We start from the raw sequence: 17,414 nt of genomic DNA, 5'->3' as shown, positions 1-17,414 counted from the left end.
GCATAGCGCAGCCCACGACAGCCGTCACGGCCCCACGTAACCCGCACCCTTAAAGATCTCTAGCTAAGCGGCGCTTCGCCAAGATCTACCCGGTGTACTTCATCTCGACGGTGCTGGCGTTCGTCATGTTCTCCGGCATGGGCAAGGTCCCGAGCCTGTACTTCGGGTGATCGGCACGTGCGTCATGCTGTCCTTCGTCCTCCCCTGCACCCTCGGTGCCCTGATCGAACTCCCTTATCCCGCCGAGGAGATGATCCCGACGGGGCCGGTCGGCGGCCCCTTCGCCTACTGGTTCACGTACGTCTTCCCGGCCTTCCGTGTGCTGGAATTCATGGCCGGTGTCGCCGCCGCCCTGCTGGTGCGCAGGCATGCACGAGGCAGGGACTTTCCTTCCGTTCGTGATCCTGATCGCCGCCCTGGCGGTGGCGGATCTGCGAGGCGACTGGTCCCCGCTGCGTTCCCCCGGATGCTCTTCCTCGGCGAGATCTCCTATCGCCTGTACGTCTTCCAGTTGCTGCTGCTCGCGGTTGTCGCGGGCGGGCTGCGTCCGGCGCTCGCGGCAGCCGGGGTGCTCGTGGACAAGGAGGCGGCACTCCCGCACGGGCTGCTGGTTCCGGTGGTAGGGGCCTGTCTGGCGTTCTGCTCGCTGGTCGCCTGGGCGGCGTACCACAGGGTTGAGGTGCCGATGATGCGGCGCCTGCGGCCCCGTACGACAGGGCCTACGGCCGGCCGTACGCCCGCATGAACATGGCAATCCCGCGGTCGACGACCGCGGCGATCCGCTTTTCGTCCAGCGTGACCTGCCCGAGGACGGACTCCAGCTGAGCGTCGCCGATGAGCAGGGCGCGCAGTTGGCGGGCCCCGGCCTCGGGATCCGGGACGGACAGCCGTCCGGCCCGGTCGAGGAGGGCGAGTTGTTCCGCGATGGAGCGGAGGCCCGCCTCCTGGTCGACGCGCCGCAGAGCCACTTGGAGCGACTCCTCCAGCGGGGCGTCGGCGAGGATCCGCCACCGCAGGGCGGCCGCGTCGTCGCACAGCATCAGCCGTACCCAGCGGCGGCCGAAGTCGATGAACTGCGCCTCCAGGTCGGCGCAGTCGTGGGCGGCGATGGTCTCGCCCACCACCGTGCTGAACTGCGTGGCCATTGGGTCCATCGCGGCCTCGACCACCGCGATGACCAGGGACTCCCGGTCGCCGAAGTGGTTGTAGAGGGTCTGCTTCGCGACGTTCGCCTCGGCGGCGATGGCGTCGACGCTGCCGCGCACGAAGCCGTCCCGGATGAACACCCCGGCCGCCGCCTCCAGGATCTGGGCCCTGCGGTCCCGGCCGCCGTGTGTCCGCCGCGGCCGCGCCGCGACAGCGTGCTGGGTCTTCGCCACTGATCTGCCTTCCGGTCGAGTACCGGCTTGATTTCTAGACGATCCAGTCTACTATTCAAATCTAGACGACCTAGTCCAAGTTTTGTTCCAGATCTACACCCACATCCACATCCACGGCTGACTCCCGCACTTCCGGAGGGGACTCCCGGCATGACTCGACAGACACCCGCGCCCCCGGGAACGGAGCAGGACGGCCGCATCGACACCCAGCTCTGGTGGCTGTGCGGCGTACTGGAGCTCGGCGCCATCACCACACTGCTCGACGGGACGATCGTCAACGTCGCCATCGACGCGCTGTCGCAGGAGTTCGACTCCACGCTCGACTCGATCCAGTGGACGGTCACCGGCTACCTGCTCGCCCTGTCCCTGGTGGTGCCGCTGTCCGGCTGGGCCATGGAGCGGTTTGGCGCCAAACGGATGTGGCTCGCCGCCCAGTTCCTCTTCCTGCTCGGCTCGGTGCTCTCCGGTCTGGCCTGGTCGGTGGAGAGCCTGATCATCTTCCGGGTGGTCCAGGGCCTCGGCGGAGGCATGGTGATGCCGATGGCGCAGGCCATGCTGGCCCGGGCGGCGGGGCCGAGCCGGCTGGGCCGGGTCATGGCGGTGGTCTCCGTACCCGCCATGCTCGCCCCGATCATCGGCCCGGTGATCGGCGGAGTCTTCGTCGACGAGCTGAACTGGCGCTGGATCTTCTTCGTGAACATTCCCATCGGCCTGGCCGCCATCGTCCTGGCCTGGGTGAAGCTGCCCGCCGACCGCCCGTCGAAGAACATGAGCCTCGACGTGCTCGGACTGCTGCTCCTCTCCCCGGGACTGGCCCTGCTGCTCTACGGGTTGGCCGAGAGCGGCACCGAGGGCTTCACCGGCGGCGACAGTCTCCCGTGGACCCTGGCGGGCATCCTGCTGCTGATCGGCTTCGCCGGGCACGCCCTGCGGACCTCCCGGACATCGCTGATCGATCTGCGGCTGTTCGCCGACCGGGGCTTCTCGGCCGCCGTCGTCACGCAGTTCACCCTGAACGCGGCCGTGTTCGGCGCGATGTTCCTGCTCCCGCTGTACTTCCAGATGGACCGGGGCTACAGCGTGCTGCACGCCGGTCTGATGCTCGCCCCCCAGGGCGTCGGATACGTCATCGCCATGGTTGTCGTCGGCAAGGCGACGGACCGGATGAGCCCCGGCCTGCTGGCGCTCGCCGGTGTGCTGGTCACCCTGATCGGCACGATCCCGTTCGCGATGCTGGACGACGGCAGCAGCCAGGCGCTGCTCGCCGCCGGCATGGTGGCGCGCGGCATCGGCGTTGGTGTGGTCACCCTGCCGAGTCTCGCCGCGGCCTACCGCTCGCTGGCTCCGGCGGCGCTGCCGAGGGCGTCGAGCGCGATGAACATCTTCCAGCGCCTGGGCGGTTCGGTCGGCACGGCGGTCGTCGCTGTCGTGCTCCAGCGGTCCTTCACCGACAACACCGACGCCCCGCTGGCGGACGCGTTCAACACGTCCTTCTGGTGGGTGCTCGGCTTCACCGCGATCACCCTGCTCCCCGTGCTCCTCCTGCCGCGCAAGGCCCCGGCCCCCGCACCGGATGCCACGAAGACACCGGCCGAGTCGCCCACCGCGGCCTGACCCGGCGCCCCAGAAGTCCGGCCCGGCCCCTTTCGAGGGGCCGGGCCGGATCGCTGTACGGAGAGTCAGACGGTGAAGACGACCTTGCCGAAGAGCTCACCGGAAGCCATGGCCGCCAATCCGGCCCTGACCTCGGACAGTGGCAGCACCCGGTCCACGACCGGACGCGCCCCGGTCCGGACGCAGAAGGCGGCCAGCCGGCCCAGCTGATCGGCCGTCCCCATGGTCGAGCCCACCACGGAGAGCTGGTTGGCGAAGATCCGGCCCAGGTCGGCGGGCGGAAAGGTCAGGCCGTGGATGACGATGGCGACCGTGTGCACGGCTTCCCCGTGGCCAAGATCGGTCCGGGTCTCCACGTCATGGCCACGGTTGTCGGCTTCGGTCAGGAGAGCGTGCATGATGCGCAGAGCCCGATCGACCAGCGGACGTGACAGGTACAGGGGGATAACCTCGGGCTTGCCCCGGGTGTCGACCACGGTCCGGGACCTGCCGCCCGCCGAGGTCGTCATGAGCCGGGCGGAGCACGACGCCAGCGGAGGGAGCCTGCTCGTCGTCTACTTCGGCACACTGAGCCGTGAGGCCCGGGTCGAACTCGCCGTGGGCTCGGCGCGGTTGTCGCAACCCCTGCTGGTGGTCGACGACGCCGCCCTCGCCTACCTGGCGGCTCGCGGCAACCGTCAGGTCAGCACCGCCACACAGACCCTGCTGCCGTTCTCCGGCGTCAACCCCTACATCCGGGAGAAGCGCGGCCGGATCGGCGGCGAGATGTTCTACGGCCGTGACGCCGAGCGGAAGAGCATCCTCGACCCACGCGGCACCCAGGTCATCTTCGGCGGCCGGGGGCTGGGCAAGTCGGCACTGCTAGCCGACGCGGGGGACAGGTTCGTGGAGCACCGCCCGGGTTACCACCAGGCGGTGTACGTGAACCTCGACCACGAGAACATCGGCAAGGGCAGTTCGCTCGGCCCGGAGGCGCTGTGGAGCGTCCTGGACCGGAAGCTCACCGAGGCACAGGTGCTGAGCCCGTCGCAGGGCCGCAAGCCCGTGAAGGACATCTCCGAGCGGGTGTGCGCGGGCATCCGGGCCTGGTCCGACGCGGATTCGCGCCGCGGGCTGCTGATCCTGCTCGACGAGTGCGACCAGTTCTTCGAGGCGGACGCTCCCCGGTTCAACCAGACGAAGAAGCTCAAGGGCCTCGGGGACGACACCAAGGATCACGCGAAGGTCGTGTTCGCGGGGCTGCACTCGGTGCAGCGCTTCGCCAAGCTGGCGAGCAACGGGCCGTTCGGCCACCTCGCGCAGACCCCGAAGGTGATCGGTCCGCTCGCCCCCCAGTCCGCCGCCGATCTCCTGGTCGAGCCGATGCGGGCACTCGGCTTCGAGTTCAAGGACCTGGATCTCGTCAACCGGGTGCTCGGCTACTGCTCCTACCAGCCGTTCCTCATCCAGATGTTCGGGCACCGGCTGGTCGAGGTGATGCACCGCAAGCGGACGCGGCGCCTGCCCGAGGGGCCCAAGGAACCTCCGTACGAGGTGGAACTCGCCGACATCGTGGTCGTGGAGTCGGACACCGGGCTGCGGGACAGCATCTCGGCGGCCTTCAAGGACACCCTGAGTCTCGACCACCGCTACGACGTGATCGCCAACGTGCTGGCCTATCACGCCCGTCAGCGTGGCCTGGAGGTGCGGCTGAGCGACGCCGAACTGCGCGAGGAGTGCGAGACGTTCTGGCGCAAGGGCTTCGAGCAGCTCGACACCGAGGGTTTCCGCGCCTACCTCTCCGAGATGGTCGGGCTCGGTATCCTCGCCCCCAACCACGACGGCCAGGGCTGGCATCTGCGCGGCCCGAACGCCCTGCGCATGATCGGCACCTCCCACGAGGTGGACGCCCGGCTGCTCAGGGCCGAGCAGGACTGCGAACTCCAGGAGAGCATCGTGCAGGAGGGCCGCCCCGAGCTGCCCGACGACCGGCCGGCTCCGCTCACCATCACCCAGCTCGACGACCTGCTCGGCGAGCGGTCCAACCAGACGAGGGTCGTCCTCGGCACCTCCGCGACCGGTGTCGCCGACGTCGGAGACACCCTGCGGGCGGTCGCCGGACGCATCGCCGACTGGGAGCTGCCGCCCATCGGCAGGCCCAGTGTCTACCGGCAGGAACTCCAGGGCGGGCGCCCGCGCGAACGGCGCGTCGTCATCAGTGACTTCGTCCGCTGCCCTGCACGGCCCGAGACCTGCCGGGAAGCCGTCGAGCAGGCGGAGAACCTGCTTCCCGCCACCCCCGGGGTGACCCGCGCGGTCGTCCTCGTCATCGACCCCGGCCAAATGGCCCTGTGGCGTTCGCTGTTGACGGGTACGGAGCCCACCACGGCCGCCCCCGTCGTCCTGCGGCGCCACGACCGCCGCAGCCTGCGCGGCTGGACCCAGCGCATCGAGATGTTCCACACGGAGGACCGCCTGGACCGTCTCCATGAACTGACCGGCGGATGGCCGCTGTTGGTCGGCCGGGCGCACCGTCTGCACCGCGAACTCGGCGACCCCGACGAGGTGTTGCGCCGTCTGGCCGGTCTGCGCACGGACCGGACCGAGGCCCGCGCGTTCGCCGAGGCGACCGGTGTGTACGCGGACCCGCTGCTGGCGACGGGGTATCAGTCCCTCGCCGACGAGTTCAAGGAGGACCCGTTCGACCTGGAGAGCGCGGTGACCGCCGTGGCCGTCCGGGCCCGGATCGAGGACGAGGAGGAGGCGCGGTGGATCGTCACCTGCCTGGACGCCCTCCAGGTCTTCGACCGAGAGGACGGCCAACTGCGCCTGGAGCGGCTGCTCCGGGAGTGCGTACGGTGCGTCAGCGTACGTGGACACTGAGTGGACGGTACGGAGATCCTTCCGTCACTCTGGGTGCTGTCGAGCGCGGGGACACAGCACGGAACGTACGCACCTGGAGGTGGCCGCGGATGATGCACGGCGATACGAACGAGGACGACGGAGACCTGACGGGGTGGGAGGAGGAAAGGGAGCCCGATCCCTCGGACAGCCTGCGGACGTTCGGGGCCGTCGTCCAGGCGCTGCGCGAGCATGCGGGGCTCAGCCGGGAGGAGTTCGGGGACCGGGTGCGGTTCTCCAAGCACACGGTCGCGTCGGTGGAGTTGGGGAGGCGGTTCGCGGACGACTCCTTCGTGGAGCTGGCGGAGGACGCGACCGGGAACACCGGGGCGTTGCGGAAGTCGGCGAAGCATCTGACGCGGGGGGACGCGGGGTTGGCGGCCTGGTTCCGGCGGTGGGCGAAGCTGGAGCGGGTCGCGGTGAGCCTGTGCACGTACGAGTGCCGGTTGGTGCCGGGGCTGTTGCAGTCGGAGGGGTACGCGCGGGCGGTGTTCGAGGGGACCGTGCCCGTGGCGCCCGACGAGCAACTGGAGGACTTCATGGTCAGGCGGATGGAACGACAGCGGATGCTGTTCGAGCGGCAGACAACGCCGTTCAGCTTCATCGTCGAAGAGCATGTGTTCCGGCGGCGGTTCGGGGACACCGGGCAGATGCGTGGGCTGTTCGACCACGTGCTGGAGCTGAGCGCTCCGCGCAACGTGACGCTTCAGATCGTGCCGTTGGAGGCGGGGTTGCATGCTTGTCTTGACGGTCCTCTTCAGCTGCTGGTGACTCCCAAGGGGCAGAGGCTCGCCTACTCCGAAGGGCAGAAGAACGGTCGCCTGATCACCGACTCGAAAGAGGTCGGTGCGCTCCAACAGCGCTATGACACACTGCGCTCGCAGGCCCTCAACGCCAAGGATTCTCGGGGTCTGTTGGAGCGACTCAGAGGAGAGCTATGAGCACGTCGGAACTGGCCTGGTTCAAGTCCAGCTACAGCGGCAGTGAAGGCGACAGCTGTGTCGAGGTCGCCGTCGACGGGCAAGCAGTGCACGTACGGGATTCCAAGGATGTCGCACGCCCCGACTTCGCGGTCGGTCGTGAGGTGTGGTCGCGGTTCGTAGGGGAGCTATGAGCGCGTCGGATCTGGCTTGGTTCAAGTCCAGCTACAGCGGCAGCCAGGGCGACGACTGCGTCGAGGTCGCCGTCGACGGGCGAGCCGTGCATGTACGCGACTCCAAGGACGTCATACGCCCCGACTTCGCGGTCGGCCGTGAGGTGTGGTCGCGGTTCGTGGGGTTCGTCGGGGTGGTCTGAGGGGCGTTCGAATCTGCGATCAGATCGGGCCGTTCTCTCACCCACGGTCCCGGTCGGGTGCAGCGGGGTCGGTGCGGTCTCGGCGGTGCGGTTGTGCCGTCGTGGGCCGCCCCGGGTCCTCGATTCCCTTACGGACGGTAAGGGGTGGGCGTTGGCTGAATTGGGGCGAACACCTTGTGTCGGTCTGCGCTGAACGGGTGATCGGTCTCTTCTCCTCGCAGCTCACTGGGCATCCTCGCGGCAGATGTCCGTAAACACGGCGCGTGACCTTCGTCGTGTGGTGAGGGGGAGTCATGGCGACCGCTGCTTCCGGTGATCCGATCCAGGCGGCTCAGACGGAGGTCGCGCCACCGTCACCCGCGACCCCGACTGGATGGACGTGTTCGCGGTCGGCAGGGACGGCGTGCCCCGGGTCGCCTGGTGGCACGGCGAGTGGAACGACTGGCAGCCGCTCGGCACGTACGCCTTCGCGCCCCGCACGCCCATCACCGCGCTCAGCCGTGACTCCGACTGGATGGACATCTTCGCCGTCGGCACGGACGGTGTCGTACGGGTGGCCTGGTGGCACGGGAACTGGAACGACTGGCAGCCGATCTACTCGCAGAAGTTCCAGCCGGGCACGGTCGTCGCCGCGCAGAGCCGCAACGACGACCAGATGGACCTGTTCGCCGTCGGGGCGGACGGCCGGGTGTACAGCAACTGGTGGCACGGTGAGTGGCACGAGTGGTTCCCCGTCGGCACCCACGTCTTCTGACGTCCCCCGTTATGTTTTCCGCGGTGACCAGCTTGTGGACGGGTGAGGCCCTTTCGCGCGGCGCAGGGTATACAGGATGTGTATGCAGGTCACACCCTTGCGGTGAAGTTAGGTAACCCTTACCGTACCTACTTGCATCATTCAGGGATCCGGCCGTCACCCCGGCCGGCCCGCGGCGAGCGCTTCACCGACGCAGCCTGGCCGTCCTACCCCAGTGCCTTCAGGGCCTGGAAGGTACCCGCAGCCGGAACCCGCTCATAGGACCCGCACTTGAATCAGCCCGCCTTCGGTCTGTACGACCCTGCCCGCGACCACAGTGACTGCGGCGTCGGCTTCATCACCCGGCTCGACGGGACGCCGAGCCACGACGTCATCCGTAAGGGTGATGAAGCGCTCCGTGCGATCCCGCACCGTGGCGGCGCGTCCGCCGAGGGCGTCGGCGACGGCGCGGGCGTGAGCGTCGACCTGTCGGCGGAGTTCTTCGGCGCGATCACCGGCGAGACCCTGCGCGCCGGGCACTTCGGCGTCGCCAACTGCTTCGTGCCGACCGACCAGGCCCGGCGCGACGCCGCCGTCGACCTCGTCGGCTGGTGCATCGCCGAGCAGGGCTTCGAGGTCGTGCTGGTCCGGGACGTTCCCGTCGATCACAGCGTCGCCAGGCCCGCCGCCGAGCAGTACCAACTCCCCGTCGTGCAGTGGGTGTTCCGGGCCCCGGACGAGTGGCAGCGCGCCGACGTCGACACCGCCGCCAACCGCGCCCTGCTCGCCGTCGAAGCCGTCGCCTACGCCGACGACCAGGACCGGTACGCCGGGCTGTACGCGCTGTCGCTCAGCGCGCGCACGCAGGTGCTCAAGGGGCGGCTCAACTCCGGCGAGGTCATCCCCTACTTCTGCGACCTCCTCGACCCTCGGCACTCCGTACGGTCGCTGTACTTCCACACCCGGTTCTCCACGAACACCGAGCCGCACCCGACCATGGCCCAGCCGTTCCGGCTCATGGCGCACAACGGCGAGCTGAACACGGACAGGAAGAACCGGCTCTCCGACGAGGCCCTCGCGCGGGCCCGGACGCGGAGCATCGTGCGCCCGCCGGGCCAGTCCGACTCCAGCCGGCTCGACCAGACCCTCCAGAGCCGGGTCTTCGACGACGGGCTCGATCTCGTCGAGGCCGTCGTGTCGCTCATGCCGCCCGCCTGGGAGAACGACCGCACCCTGCCCGACGGTGTGCGGGACATGCTGGAGTACTTCTCCCTGTACGAGGAGAAGAACGACGGTCCCGCCGCCCTCATCTTCAGCGACGGCGACGTCGTCGGTGCGCGACTGGACCGGCTCGGGCTCCGTCCCCTCCGTACCGTCGAGACCGCCGAGTACCTGATGGTGGCCTCGGAGGCCGGCCAGGTCGCGTTCCCCGACGACGAGGTCGTGCACCGGGGCCGTATCGAGGCCGGCGGCATGCTCGTCGTCGATCACCGGACCGGGCGCCGGATGCGTACCCGCGACGTGCTCGACTCGCTCGCCGCGCGCCGCCCGTACAGCGAGCTGCTCGACGCGGCCCGGGTGAACCTCGACGACCTGCCCGCCCCCGACTACTACCGGGGCACGACGACCCTCGGCTACGACGGCGACCTGAGCCTCGCGGGCCGGTACGTGGCGTACGCGCTGAACCAGGAGAGCTTCCGGTTCATGCTCGACCCGATGCTCAACACCGGGTCCGAGCGGATCTCCGCGATGGGCTACGGCAACGCGATCAACGCGCTCAGCGACACCGAGGGCGGCATGGCGAAGTACTTCTCGCAGCGCTTCGCCCAGGTCACGAATCCGCCGCTGGACAGCATCCGCGAGGCCGACGGCATGAGCATGCGGGTCGCGCTCGGCCCCAAGCCCGACGGCACCGGCAACACCAGCGAGCGTCAGCTCGTCGTCTCCTCGCCCGTGCTCGGGCACCTCGACATGGTCCGACTGCGCGACCAGCGGATCGTGCCGCTGGAGCGGTTCGCCATGCTCTACGAGCCGGTGACCGGGGACGAGACCGCCAACGCCGACGCCCTCCGGGACGCGCTCCAGCAGCTCTGCGACGACGTCGAGCGGTTCGCCTCGGAAGGCGGCGGCATCGCCGTCCTCACCGACCGGGCCGTCTCCTCCACGCGGGCGCCCCTGCCGGTGATCCTCGCCGTCGCGGCCGTCAACCAGCGGCTCATCGAGACCGGGCTGCGGCTGCGCGTCTCGATGGTGGCGGAGAGCGGCCAGCTGGCCTCCTCCCATCACGTCGCGACCGCGCTCGGCTTCGGCGCCTCCGCCGTGTACAGCCTCAGCGCACGGCTGCGCGCCGAGGAGAAGTTCCCCAGCGCGCCCGCCCCCGCCGGTGAGATCACCGAGACCGACCGGGCGCTCGCCAAGTTCCGCAAGGCCGCCGAGAAGTCCCTCGCCAAGACCATGGGCCGGGTCGGACTGTGCACCGCCGAGAGCTACATCGGCGGCGAGTTCTTCGAGCCGAACTACCTCGACACCCGCGACGACGTGTTCGCACGGACCTTCCCGCACATGGACGCCCCGGTCGGCGGCGTCGGCTTCGCCCGGATCGCCCAGGCCGCGACGGACTGGCACGAGCGGGCCCGTACGGTCGAGACCGAGGGACAGGTTCCGCTGCTCGGCCTGTTCAAGGAGCGGTCGGACGGCGCCGGGCACTCCTTCGGCGTCACGGCCGTGCGCGGCTTCGGCGACATGGTCGAGGAGCGCCCGGAGTTCGGCCGCGAGGGCGACCCCGAGGCCCTGCGCCTTCTCACACTCGGCCAGCTCGACGACGCGTTCGGCATCACCGACGCCGCGTACCGCAACACCGGGTACGACGCCCTCAGCGACGCCGAGATCGACGCGTTCCGGATCACGCCCGGGTACCGCGCCTTCCTGCGGACCACGCACGAGGAGCGGTCCCGCCGTCCGGCCGCGCTGCGTGACGTACTCGCGCTGCCCGCCGACCTCACCGGACTCCGTACGCCCGAGGACTTCGCGCGCGAGCTGGGCCGCTTCTCGGCGACCGGCAACGCGAGCGTCACGGTCCGAGGCGTGGTCGCGTCCATGACACCCCGGTCGACCATTCACCTGCGCCTCACCTCCCCGGGTCCCGAGGCCGCCGAGCGCCACGCCGCCCTCGCCGAAGGGCTCGGACACCTGGGCGAGGTCACCACCCTCGCCGTGGGCGCCGACGGCATCGAGGTCGCCGCCACCGGTACCGCAGCCCACCTGCTCACCCTTCTCGACGGCGCCCCCGACAGCGTCCCGCTCGACGAGGTCCAGCCCGCCCACGAGATCACCCGCTTCCTCGCCTCCGGCGCGATGAGCCACGGCGCGCTCGTGGCGACCGCGCACGAGGCCGTCGCACACGGCACCAACATGGTCGGCGCGATGTCGAACAGCGGCGAGGGCGGCGAGCACCACACCCGGTACGGCACCATCCGGGGCTCCCGGATCAAGCAGTTCGCGTCCGGCCGGTTCGGCATTTGGGCGGGCTATCTCGCCGACCCGATGCTCCAGGAGCTGGAGATCAAGATCGGGCAGGGCGCCAAGCCGGGCGAGGGCGGTCAGCTGCCCGCGCCGAAGGTCACCGTCGACATCGCGGCGGCCCGTGGCGGCACCCCGGGCATCGAGCTGATCTCACCGCCCCCGCACCACGACACGTACTCCATCGAGGACCTCGCCCAGCTCATCCACGACTGCAAGGCCGCCCGCGTCCGCGTCATCGTCAAGCTGGTGTCCTCCGAGGGCATCGGCACCATCGCGGTCGGTGTCGCCAAGGCCGGCGCGGACGTCATCAACGTCGCCGGGAACACCGGCGGCACGGGCGCGGCAGCCGTCACGAGCCTCAAGTACGCCGGGCGTTCGGCGGAGATCGGAGTCGCCGAGGTCCACCAGGCGCTTGTCGCGAACGGGCTCCGGCAGAAGGTCGTGCTGCGCTGCTCCGGCGCGCACCAGACCGGCGGAGACGTCGTCACCTCTGCGCTTCTCGGCGGTGACAGCTTCGAGTTCGGTACGACCGCGCTGATGATGCTCGGCTGTGTCATGGCGAAGAACTGCAACGTGAAGTGCCCGGCCGGGCTCACCACCAACTCCGAGGCGTTCGAGGGCGACCCGCGCGCACTCGCCCAGTACCTCCTCAACATCGCCCACGACGTCCGCCAGATCCTCGCCCGGCTGGGCCTGCGGTCACTGCGCGAGGCGCGCGGGCGTACGGATCTGCTGCAGCTCCTCGACCACCCGGCGAGCGTCGGCCGCCTCGACGTCCGCCGCCTTCTCGCGCGCGTGCCCGAGAAGGTCGTGGCCGATCCGGAGTACCTGGAGAAGGACTTCACCACCGACACCGCCCTGATCGAGCAGGTCCGGGCCGCGCTGCTCGACCGGCGCGAGCCGTCCCTGCTCGTCGAGGGCATCCACCTCGGCAACAGCGACAAGTCCGTCGGCGGACAGCTCTCCATCGACGTCGAGCGACTCCTCAATCACGAGAACGCCCCTGATGCACCCGCCGTGACCACCGACGACCGAGGCCGTCGCCGCCTCGTCGACGGCGCCGTCCGCATCCGTACCACCGGGTCGGCCGGACAGTCGTACGGCGTCTTCCTCAACGACGGCATCACTCTCGAACACACCGGTACCGCCAACGACGGTGTCGGCAAGAGCCAGAGCGGCGGTCGGATCGTCGTGCGCGCTCCGGGCGGCGGCAGCGCCGAGCCCGGTGGCAATGTGCTGATCGGGAACTTCGCGCTGTTCGGCGCGACCGGCGGCCGTACGTTCGTGCAGGGCGAGGCCGGTGACCGGTTCGCCGTGCGCAACTCCGGTGCGACGGCGGTCGTCGAGGGCGTCGGCGACTTCGGCTGCGAGTACATGACCGGCGGTACGGTCCTCAACCTCGGCGGCTTCGGCAAGGGCCTCGGCAACGGTATGAGCGGCGGGTTCCTCTACCAGTACGACCCCTCCGGCGACCTCCGCGACCGGGTGAGCGCCGACTCCCTCCTCGTGTTCCCGGTGACCGACACCGCGCGCGGCGCCTTCCACGAGGAGGCCGTACGGCTGCTGCTGGCCTGGCATGTCGAGGCCACCGGCTCCGAGCTGGCCGCCCGCCTGCTGCACGACTGGGACACCGAACGGCAGCACATGTACTGCGGGATGCCCCGCGCGCTGCTCCTCTACCAGGACTCCACCGAGATCCTCGCCGCCGTGACGCGTAACGAACTCCTGGACGAGCTGGCGAACTCCATCGCGACGGACAAGCTCCGCGCGTTCAAGGTCGACTACCGCGACCGCCGTACCGTCCTCGGCGGCCGGGCCCCGGCCTTCGGCGACCAGGGCAGCGACGACATGTTCTCGCTGCTGTCCTCGTACACCGTGCTCGGCGTCGCCCAGGACCTCGCGCTCCAGCGGGTGCCCGGCGCGAGCGGCCCGGACGACCCGAAGGTCACCGAGGCCGTCCGGAATCTCGTCCTCACCGAGGACTTCTTCGTCAAGCAGCGGGTCGTGAAGTACCTGCGCGGCACGCTGGACCGCTTCGACGACGGCGAACTCGCCACCCTCATCGCGATCAAGCGCCTCGACGACTACAAGCGCGCCCTCAAGCAGCGCAACAACCTCAGCGTGGACGCCCCCGGCACCTACGGCTGGATCGTCCACCAGACCACCAAGAACGCAGGCCGCGTCCGCGCCGCCCGGTTCGACGAGCTGCTGGCCACGGCCGCGCTCGACGACATCGCGAGCCGCCGTATCCCGCAGGCCCCGACCGAGACGGTGACCGCGTGACCCTCATGCCCCCGACCGGGTCCCTCATCCCGGTGGACGCACCGTTCTCCGCCGCCCAGGAGTCCTGGCTCGCCGGGTTCATCGCCGGCATAGCGGCGGCCGGACGCCGGGCCAGTGCGGCGGGTGACGGGCCCGCCGCGACGATCGACGTCCTGTTCGGCACCCAGACCGGCAACGCCGAGTTCGTGGCCGACGAACTCGCCGCCGGAACCCGGGCCCGTGGCCTGGGCGCGCGGACCGCCGCGCTCGACGCCGTCACGCCCGAGCAACTCGCCACGATGTCCCACGTACTTGTCGTCGTCTCCACGTACGGCGAGGGCGAACTCCCCGACAACGCCGGGCTGTTCTGGGAGGCGCTCCAGTCCGACACGGCACCGCGCCTCGAAGGCACGCGGTACGCGGTCCTCGGTCTCGGCGACCGTGGCTACGACGACTTCTGCCAGGCCGCGAAGCTCATCGACACCCGCCTGGAGCAGCTCGGCGCCGGCCGGCTGCACGAACGCGTGGACTGCGACGTCGACTTCGAGGAGCCGGCGGCGGCCTGGACGGGCGCGGTCCTCGACCGCCTGGTCGCGGAGACCGGCGCGAGCGGGACGAGCGGTACGACCGGCGCGAGTACGCCCGCGGCGACACCGGCCCGCGTCCGTTCCCCCTGGAACAAGCGCACCCCGTACCCGTCCCGGCTCACGGTGAACAGGCTGCTGTCCTCCCCGCGCAGCGCGAAGGAGATCCGCCACTACGAGTTCGACCTCGGCGACAGCGGCATCACGTACGAGGCGGGCGACGCGCTGGCCGTCGTACCGCTGAACGACGACGCCCTCGTGGGCACGCTGCTCGATCACCTCGGCGCGAGCGGAGACGCGGAGACCGCCCAACTCCTGCGTACCGAACGGGAGATCCGTACCCCGTCGAAGGAGCTGATCGCCGACCTCGTCGAGCGTGCGCCGTCGAGCGAGCTGGCCGCGGTCGTCGCGCACGGCGACCGGTCCGACCTCGACTCCTGGCTCTGGGGGAGGGATGTGCTCGACCTGCTCCAGGACGCCGGTTCCGCCGCCCCGGACCTCGCCGAACTCCTGCCGCTGCTACGGCCGTTGCAGGCCCGCCAGTACTCGATCGCGTCGAGCCCGCTCGCCCATGGGGACCGGATCCACCTCACGATCGCGTCCGTCCGGTACGGCACCGGGCAGCGGACGTACGAGGGCGTGGCATCGACGTACCTGGCGGACCGCATAGGCGAGGACACGTCCGTCGGCATCTACGTCCAGCCGAACGCCTCCTTCGGTGTCCCGGCCGACGACGACGCCCCGATGATCATGATCGGTCCTGGCACGGGCATCGCGCCGTTCCGCGGTTTCCTGCACGAGCGGGCCGCGCGGGGTGCCGCCGGGCGCAACTGGCTGTTCTTCGGCGACCAGCACCGCGACACCGACTTCGTGTACGAGGACGAGCTGACGGATCTGCGGCAGCGCGGCGTGCTCACCGAGCTGGATCTCGCGTTCTCGCGCGACCAGGCCGAGAAGATCTACGTACAGACACGGATGCGGGAGCGCTCGCGCGAGCTGTACGGCTGGCTGGAGGAGGGTGCGCACGTCTACGTCTGCGGCGACGCCTCCCGCATGGCGAAGGACGTCGAGACGGCCCTGCTGGGTGTCATCGGCGAGCAGCGCGGACGTGGTGACGACGACGCGGCGGAGTATCTCGCCGACCTGCGGCGGGCGAAGCGCTACGTCCGGGACGTGTACTGAACATGACCGACCAGCATGGCGGCCGGCTTTGCGCGTTCGAGGGGTGCTGCCCCCGGCGGAACAGCAGTGTGCGACTCATCGACGCGCGGATGCCGGAGCTGGCCCGGTGCCTGACCCTCTTCCAGTACGTCCAGGCGGTCACCGGAGGGCCGGTCGCGCGGATCGACCAGGCCGGGAGCTATGCCGTACCGAGTCTGCGCGGTGACGCGTTCGCCGTCCGGCCGGGGGCGATCGCGCTGCGTCTCGACGGTGACGGGGTCGCCTCGGCCGTGGTCGAACGGGACGAGAGCAGCGGGTCGGTGGCCGTCCATCTGATCGACGGGGCCGGGCGGACCGTGCATCAGGGGCGGCTGTTGTCGGAGGGGGACCGGCTGTTGGTCGGACTTGCCCCTACGGTCGAGGCCGGGGCGTCTGCGGTCGGGGCGTCCGCCGTTCCCGAGGTGCCGGCGTGGGAGAGCGGTGACCAGCTCGCGCAGTTCGACGCGGTTCTCGCGGACGGTGGGGTTGCCCGGCGTGCGGCGTTCGACCGGTATCGCGGTGAGCACCGGGCGATCGACGTCGGCGTCGTGCCGTCGGTGCTCGACCATGTGTGCTCGGTCGGGCTGCCGATCGGGGTCGCCGTGTTCGCCCCGGCGGTCATGCAGGCGTGCGCGGGGCGGGTTCATGTGACTGACCGGACCGTGGGTGGGCGGGTGTTCGCGGCGGTTGCGGAGAGTTCGGTGGAGATCGACCTCGCGGGTGTGCGGGAGTGTCACCTTGTGCGGGCCTCGGGGGCGCACGGCCCGACCTCGGCGTTGGAGTTGGACGACGAGGACGGGCGGTGCGTTGCTGTTGTTACGCAGTTCGGAGTGGTTGGGGTGGATGTGTACGGGGTGTGGGAGCAGCTTGCCGCGTCGTTGCCCGACGCGTAGTGCTGCGCTGGTTGGGCGGGTTGTCGGCTGCGGGCCCGGTGGGGGCTTGTCGCGCAGTTCCCCGCGCCCCTGTCGGGGGCGCTGGCGCGCCACCCGACCATCCCTACTTCAGTGACCCGTTACTTCCCTCGGCTCGTCATCTCACGTACCTCCAGGGAGAGTTGGCCGCGACCAGCCTCCTCCACTCCCTTGAGGGCTCAAGCACCAGGGTGGGCCTGCCTGGTGAACGTCTGCCGTCAGACGGCGGACCAGCCGTTGTCGACGGCCAGGATCACGCCGTTGATGTTGCTGGCCGCGTCCGAGGCGAGGAACACGATCGCGGCGGCCTGCTCCTCGGGCTCGGCCACCCGGCCGATGTTGCCCATGTACGGGAAGAGCACCGACGGTCCGTGCGCCTCCTGGTCGACCGCCGGGACCATGCCGGTCCGTGTGCCGCCCGGGGCGATGGCGTTGGCGCGGATGCCCTGGTTCCGGTACATCACGGCGAGGGACTTCGTGAGGCCCACGATGCCGTGCTTGGAGGCGGTGTACGCGGTTCCCGCGGCGCTGCCGCGCAGGCCCGCCTCGGAGGCGGTGCTCACGATGGCACCCTTGCCCGCCTCGAGCATGTGCGGCAGGACGGCCCGGGTGAGCAGGAACGGAGCGGTCAGGTTGATGCGGATGACGCGCTCCCACTCGGCGTCGCTGACGTCCGCCGCCGCCGACATGCTGTCCATGATCCCCGCGTTGTTCACCAGCGCGTCCACCCCGCCGAAGCGCTCCACCGTCGTGGCGACCACCTCGTCGACGACGGTCTGCTCGCTCAGGTCGCCGATCACGGCCACCGCCGTGCCGCCGGCCTCCTCGATCTCCTTGACGGTCGTGGCGGCGCCGTCGGCGTTGAGATCGGCGACCACGACGCGGGCGCCCTCCGCCGCGAAGGCCAGTGCGGTGGCCCGGCCGATGCCCGATCCTGCGCCGGTGACGATGACGCTGCGGCCGTTGAGTCCAGTGGTCATGACGTGCTCCAGAGGTGGTGCGTGAGGGTGCAACGGGGTGTTGCGGTGCCACC

13 protein-coding genes are annotated in these 17,414 nt (G+C 70.2%); 10 read left to right on the top strand and 3 right to left on the bottom strand.

All coding sequences use genetic code 11. The features are described 5' to 3' along the window. Positions 1–166 precede the first annotated feature (166 nt). Positions 167–745 carry a hypothetical protein gene (locus tag LUX31_RS09470; RefSeq protein WP_235474342.1) on the top strand — a complete coding sequence of 193 codons (579 nt, stop codon included), beginning with the start codon at positions 167–169 and terminating at the stop codon, positions 743–745. Here LUX31_RS09470 and LUX31_RS09465 read toward each other — a convergent pair. Next, the gene (locus tag LUX31_RS09465) at positions 720–1,379 is read right to left on the bottom strand and encodes a TetR/AcrR family transcriptional regulator (protein WP_235474341.1); all 660 of its coding nucleotides are present in this window, start codon (positions 1,377–1,379) and stop codon (positions 720–722) included. The two genes, LUX31_RS09470 and LUX31_RS09465, sit on opposite strands and share 26 nt — an antisense overlap. Before the next feature lie 150 nt (positions 1,380–1,529). Between LUX31_RS09465 and LUX31_RS09460 the strand changes: the two genes are divergently transcribed. Continuing rightward, entirely contained in the window at positions 1,530–2,993 is a 1,464-nt protein-coding gene (locus tag LUX31_RS09460; protein WP_235474340.1) for an MDR family MFS transporter, read from the top strand. 65 nt (positions 2,994–3,058) lie between these two features. Here LUX31_RS09460 and LUX31_RS37830 read toward each other — a convergent pair whose 3' ends face one another. Then, on the bottom strand, positions 3,059–3,469 hold the full coding sequence (locus LUX31_RS37830) for a hypothetical protein (RefSeq protein ID WP_443045941.1): 411 nt from the start codon (positions 3,467–3,469) through the stop codon (positions 3,059–3,061). On the opposite strand from LUX31_RS37830, the gene LUX31_RS09450 reads away from it, so the two are divergent. From LUX31_RS09450 to LUX31_RS09415, 8 genes are all read left to right on the top strand, one after another. Continuing rightward, positions 3,459–5,855: a hypothetical protein gene (locus LUX31_RS09450; protein WP_235474339.1), complete on the top strand. Its 2,397-nt coding sequence runs from the start codon at positions 3,459–3,461 to the stop codon at positions 5,853–5,855. The genes LUX31_RS37830 and LUX31_RS09450 overlap by 11 nt on opposite strands. Positions 5,856–5,944: 89 nt before the next feature. Further along, positions 5,945–6,814 (top strand): helix-turn-helix domain-containing protein, encoded by an 870-nt coding sequence (locus LUX31_RS09445; protein ID WP_235474338.1) that lies wholly within the window; start codon positions 5,945–5,947, stop codon positions 6,812–6,814. After that, positions 6,811–6,987, top strand: a complete 177-nt coding sequence (locus LUX31_RS09440; RefSeq protein ID WP_235474337.1) for a DUF397 domain-containing protein — start codon at positions 6,811–6,813, stop codon at positions 6,985–6,987. Before LUX31_RS09445 ends, LUX31_RS09440 begins: the two co-directional genes overlap by 4 nt. Beyond that, positions 6,984–7,169 (top strand): DUF397 domain-containing protein, encoded by a 186-nt coding sequence (locus LUX31_RS09435; RefSeq protein WP_235474336.1) that lies wholly within the window; start codon positions 6,984–6,986, stop codon positions 7,167–7,169. Before LUX31_RS09440 ends, LUX31_RS09435 begins: the two co-directional genes overlap by 4 nt. A gap of 373 nt (positions 7,170–7,542) precedes the next feature. Beyond that, positions 7,543–7,923 carry a hypothetical protein gene (locus LUX31_RS09430; RefSeq protein ID WP_235474335.1) on the top strand — a complete coding sequence of 127 codons (381 nt, stop codon included), beginning with the start codon at positions 7,543–7,545 and terminating at the stop codon, positions 7,921–7,923. A gap of 270 nt (positions 7,924–8,193) precedes the next feature. Then, on the top strand, positions 8,194–13,707 hold the full coding sequence (locus LUX31_RS09425) for a glutamate synthase-related protein (protein WP_235474334.1): 5,514 nt from the start codon (positions 8,194–8,196) through the stop codon (positions 13,705–13,707). Between the two features lie 5 nt (positions 13,708–13,712). Then, the gene (locus tag LUX31_RS09420) at positions 13,713–15,452 is read left to right on the top strand and encodes a sulfite reductase subunit alpha (protein WP_235479853.1); all 1,740 of its coding nucleotides are present in this window, start codon (positions 13,713–13,715) and stop codon (positions 15,450–15,452) included. A 68-nt stretch (positions 15,453–15,520) separates the two neighbouring features. Next, positions 15,521–16,363: a hypothetical protein gene (locus tag LUX31_RS09415; RefSeq protein WP_235474333.1), complete on the top strand. Its 843-nt coding sequence runs from the start codon at positions 15,521–15,523 to the stop codon at positions 16,361–16,363. A 236-nt stretch (positions 16,364–16,599) separates the two neighbouring features. Here the strand turns inward: LUX31_RS09415 and LUX31_RS09410 are convergent, their stop codons facing one another. After that, positions 16,600–17,361 (bottom strand): SDR family NAD(P)-dependent oxidoreductase, encoded by a 762-nt coding sequence (locus tag LUX31_RS09410; protein ID WP_235474332.1) that lies wholly within the window; start codon positions 17,359–17,361, stop codon positions 16,600–16,602. Positions 17,362–17,414 lie beyond the last annotated feature (53 nt).

Source organism: Streptomyces sp. GQFP (assembly GCF_021545335.1).
GTDB lineage: Bacteria > Actinomycetota > Actinomycetes > Streptomycetales > Streptomycetaceae > Streptomyces.
Note: the sequence above shows the minus strand (reverse complement) of the source record. Positions and strands in the feature narration are given on the sequence as shown.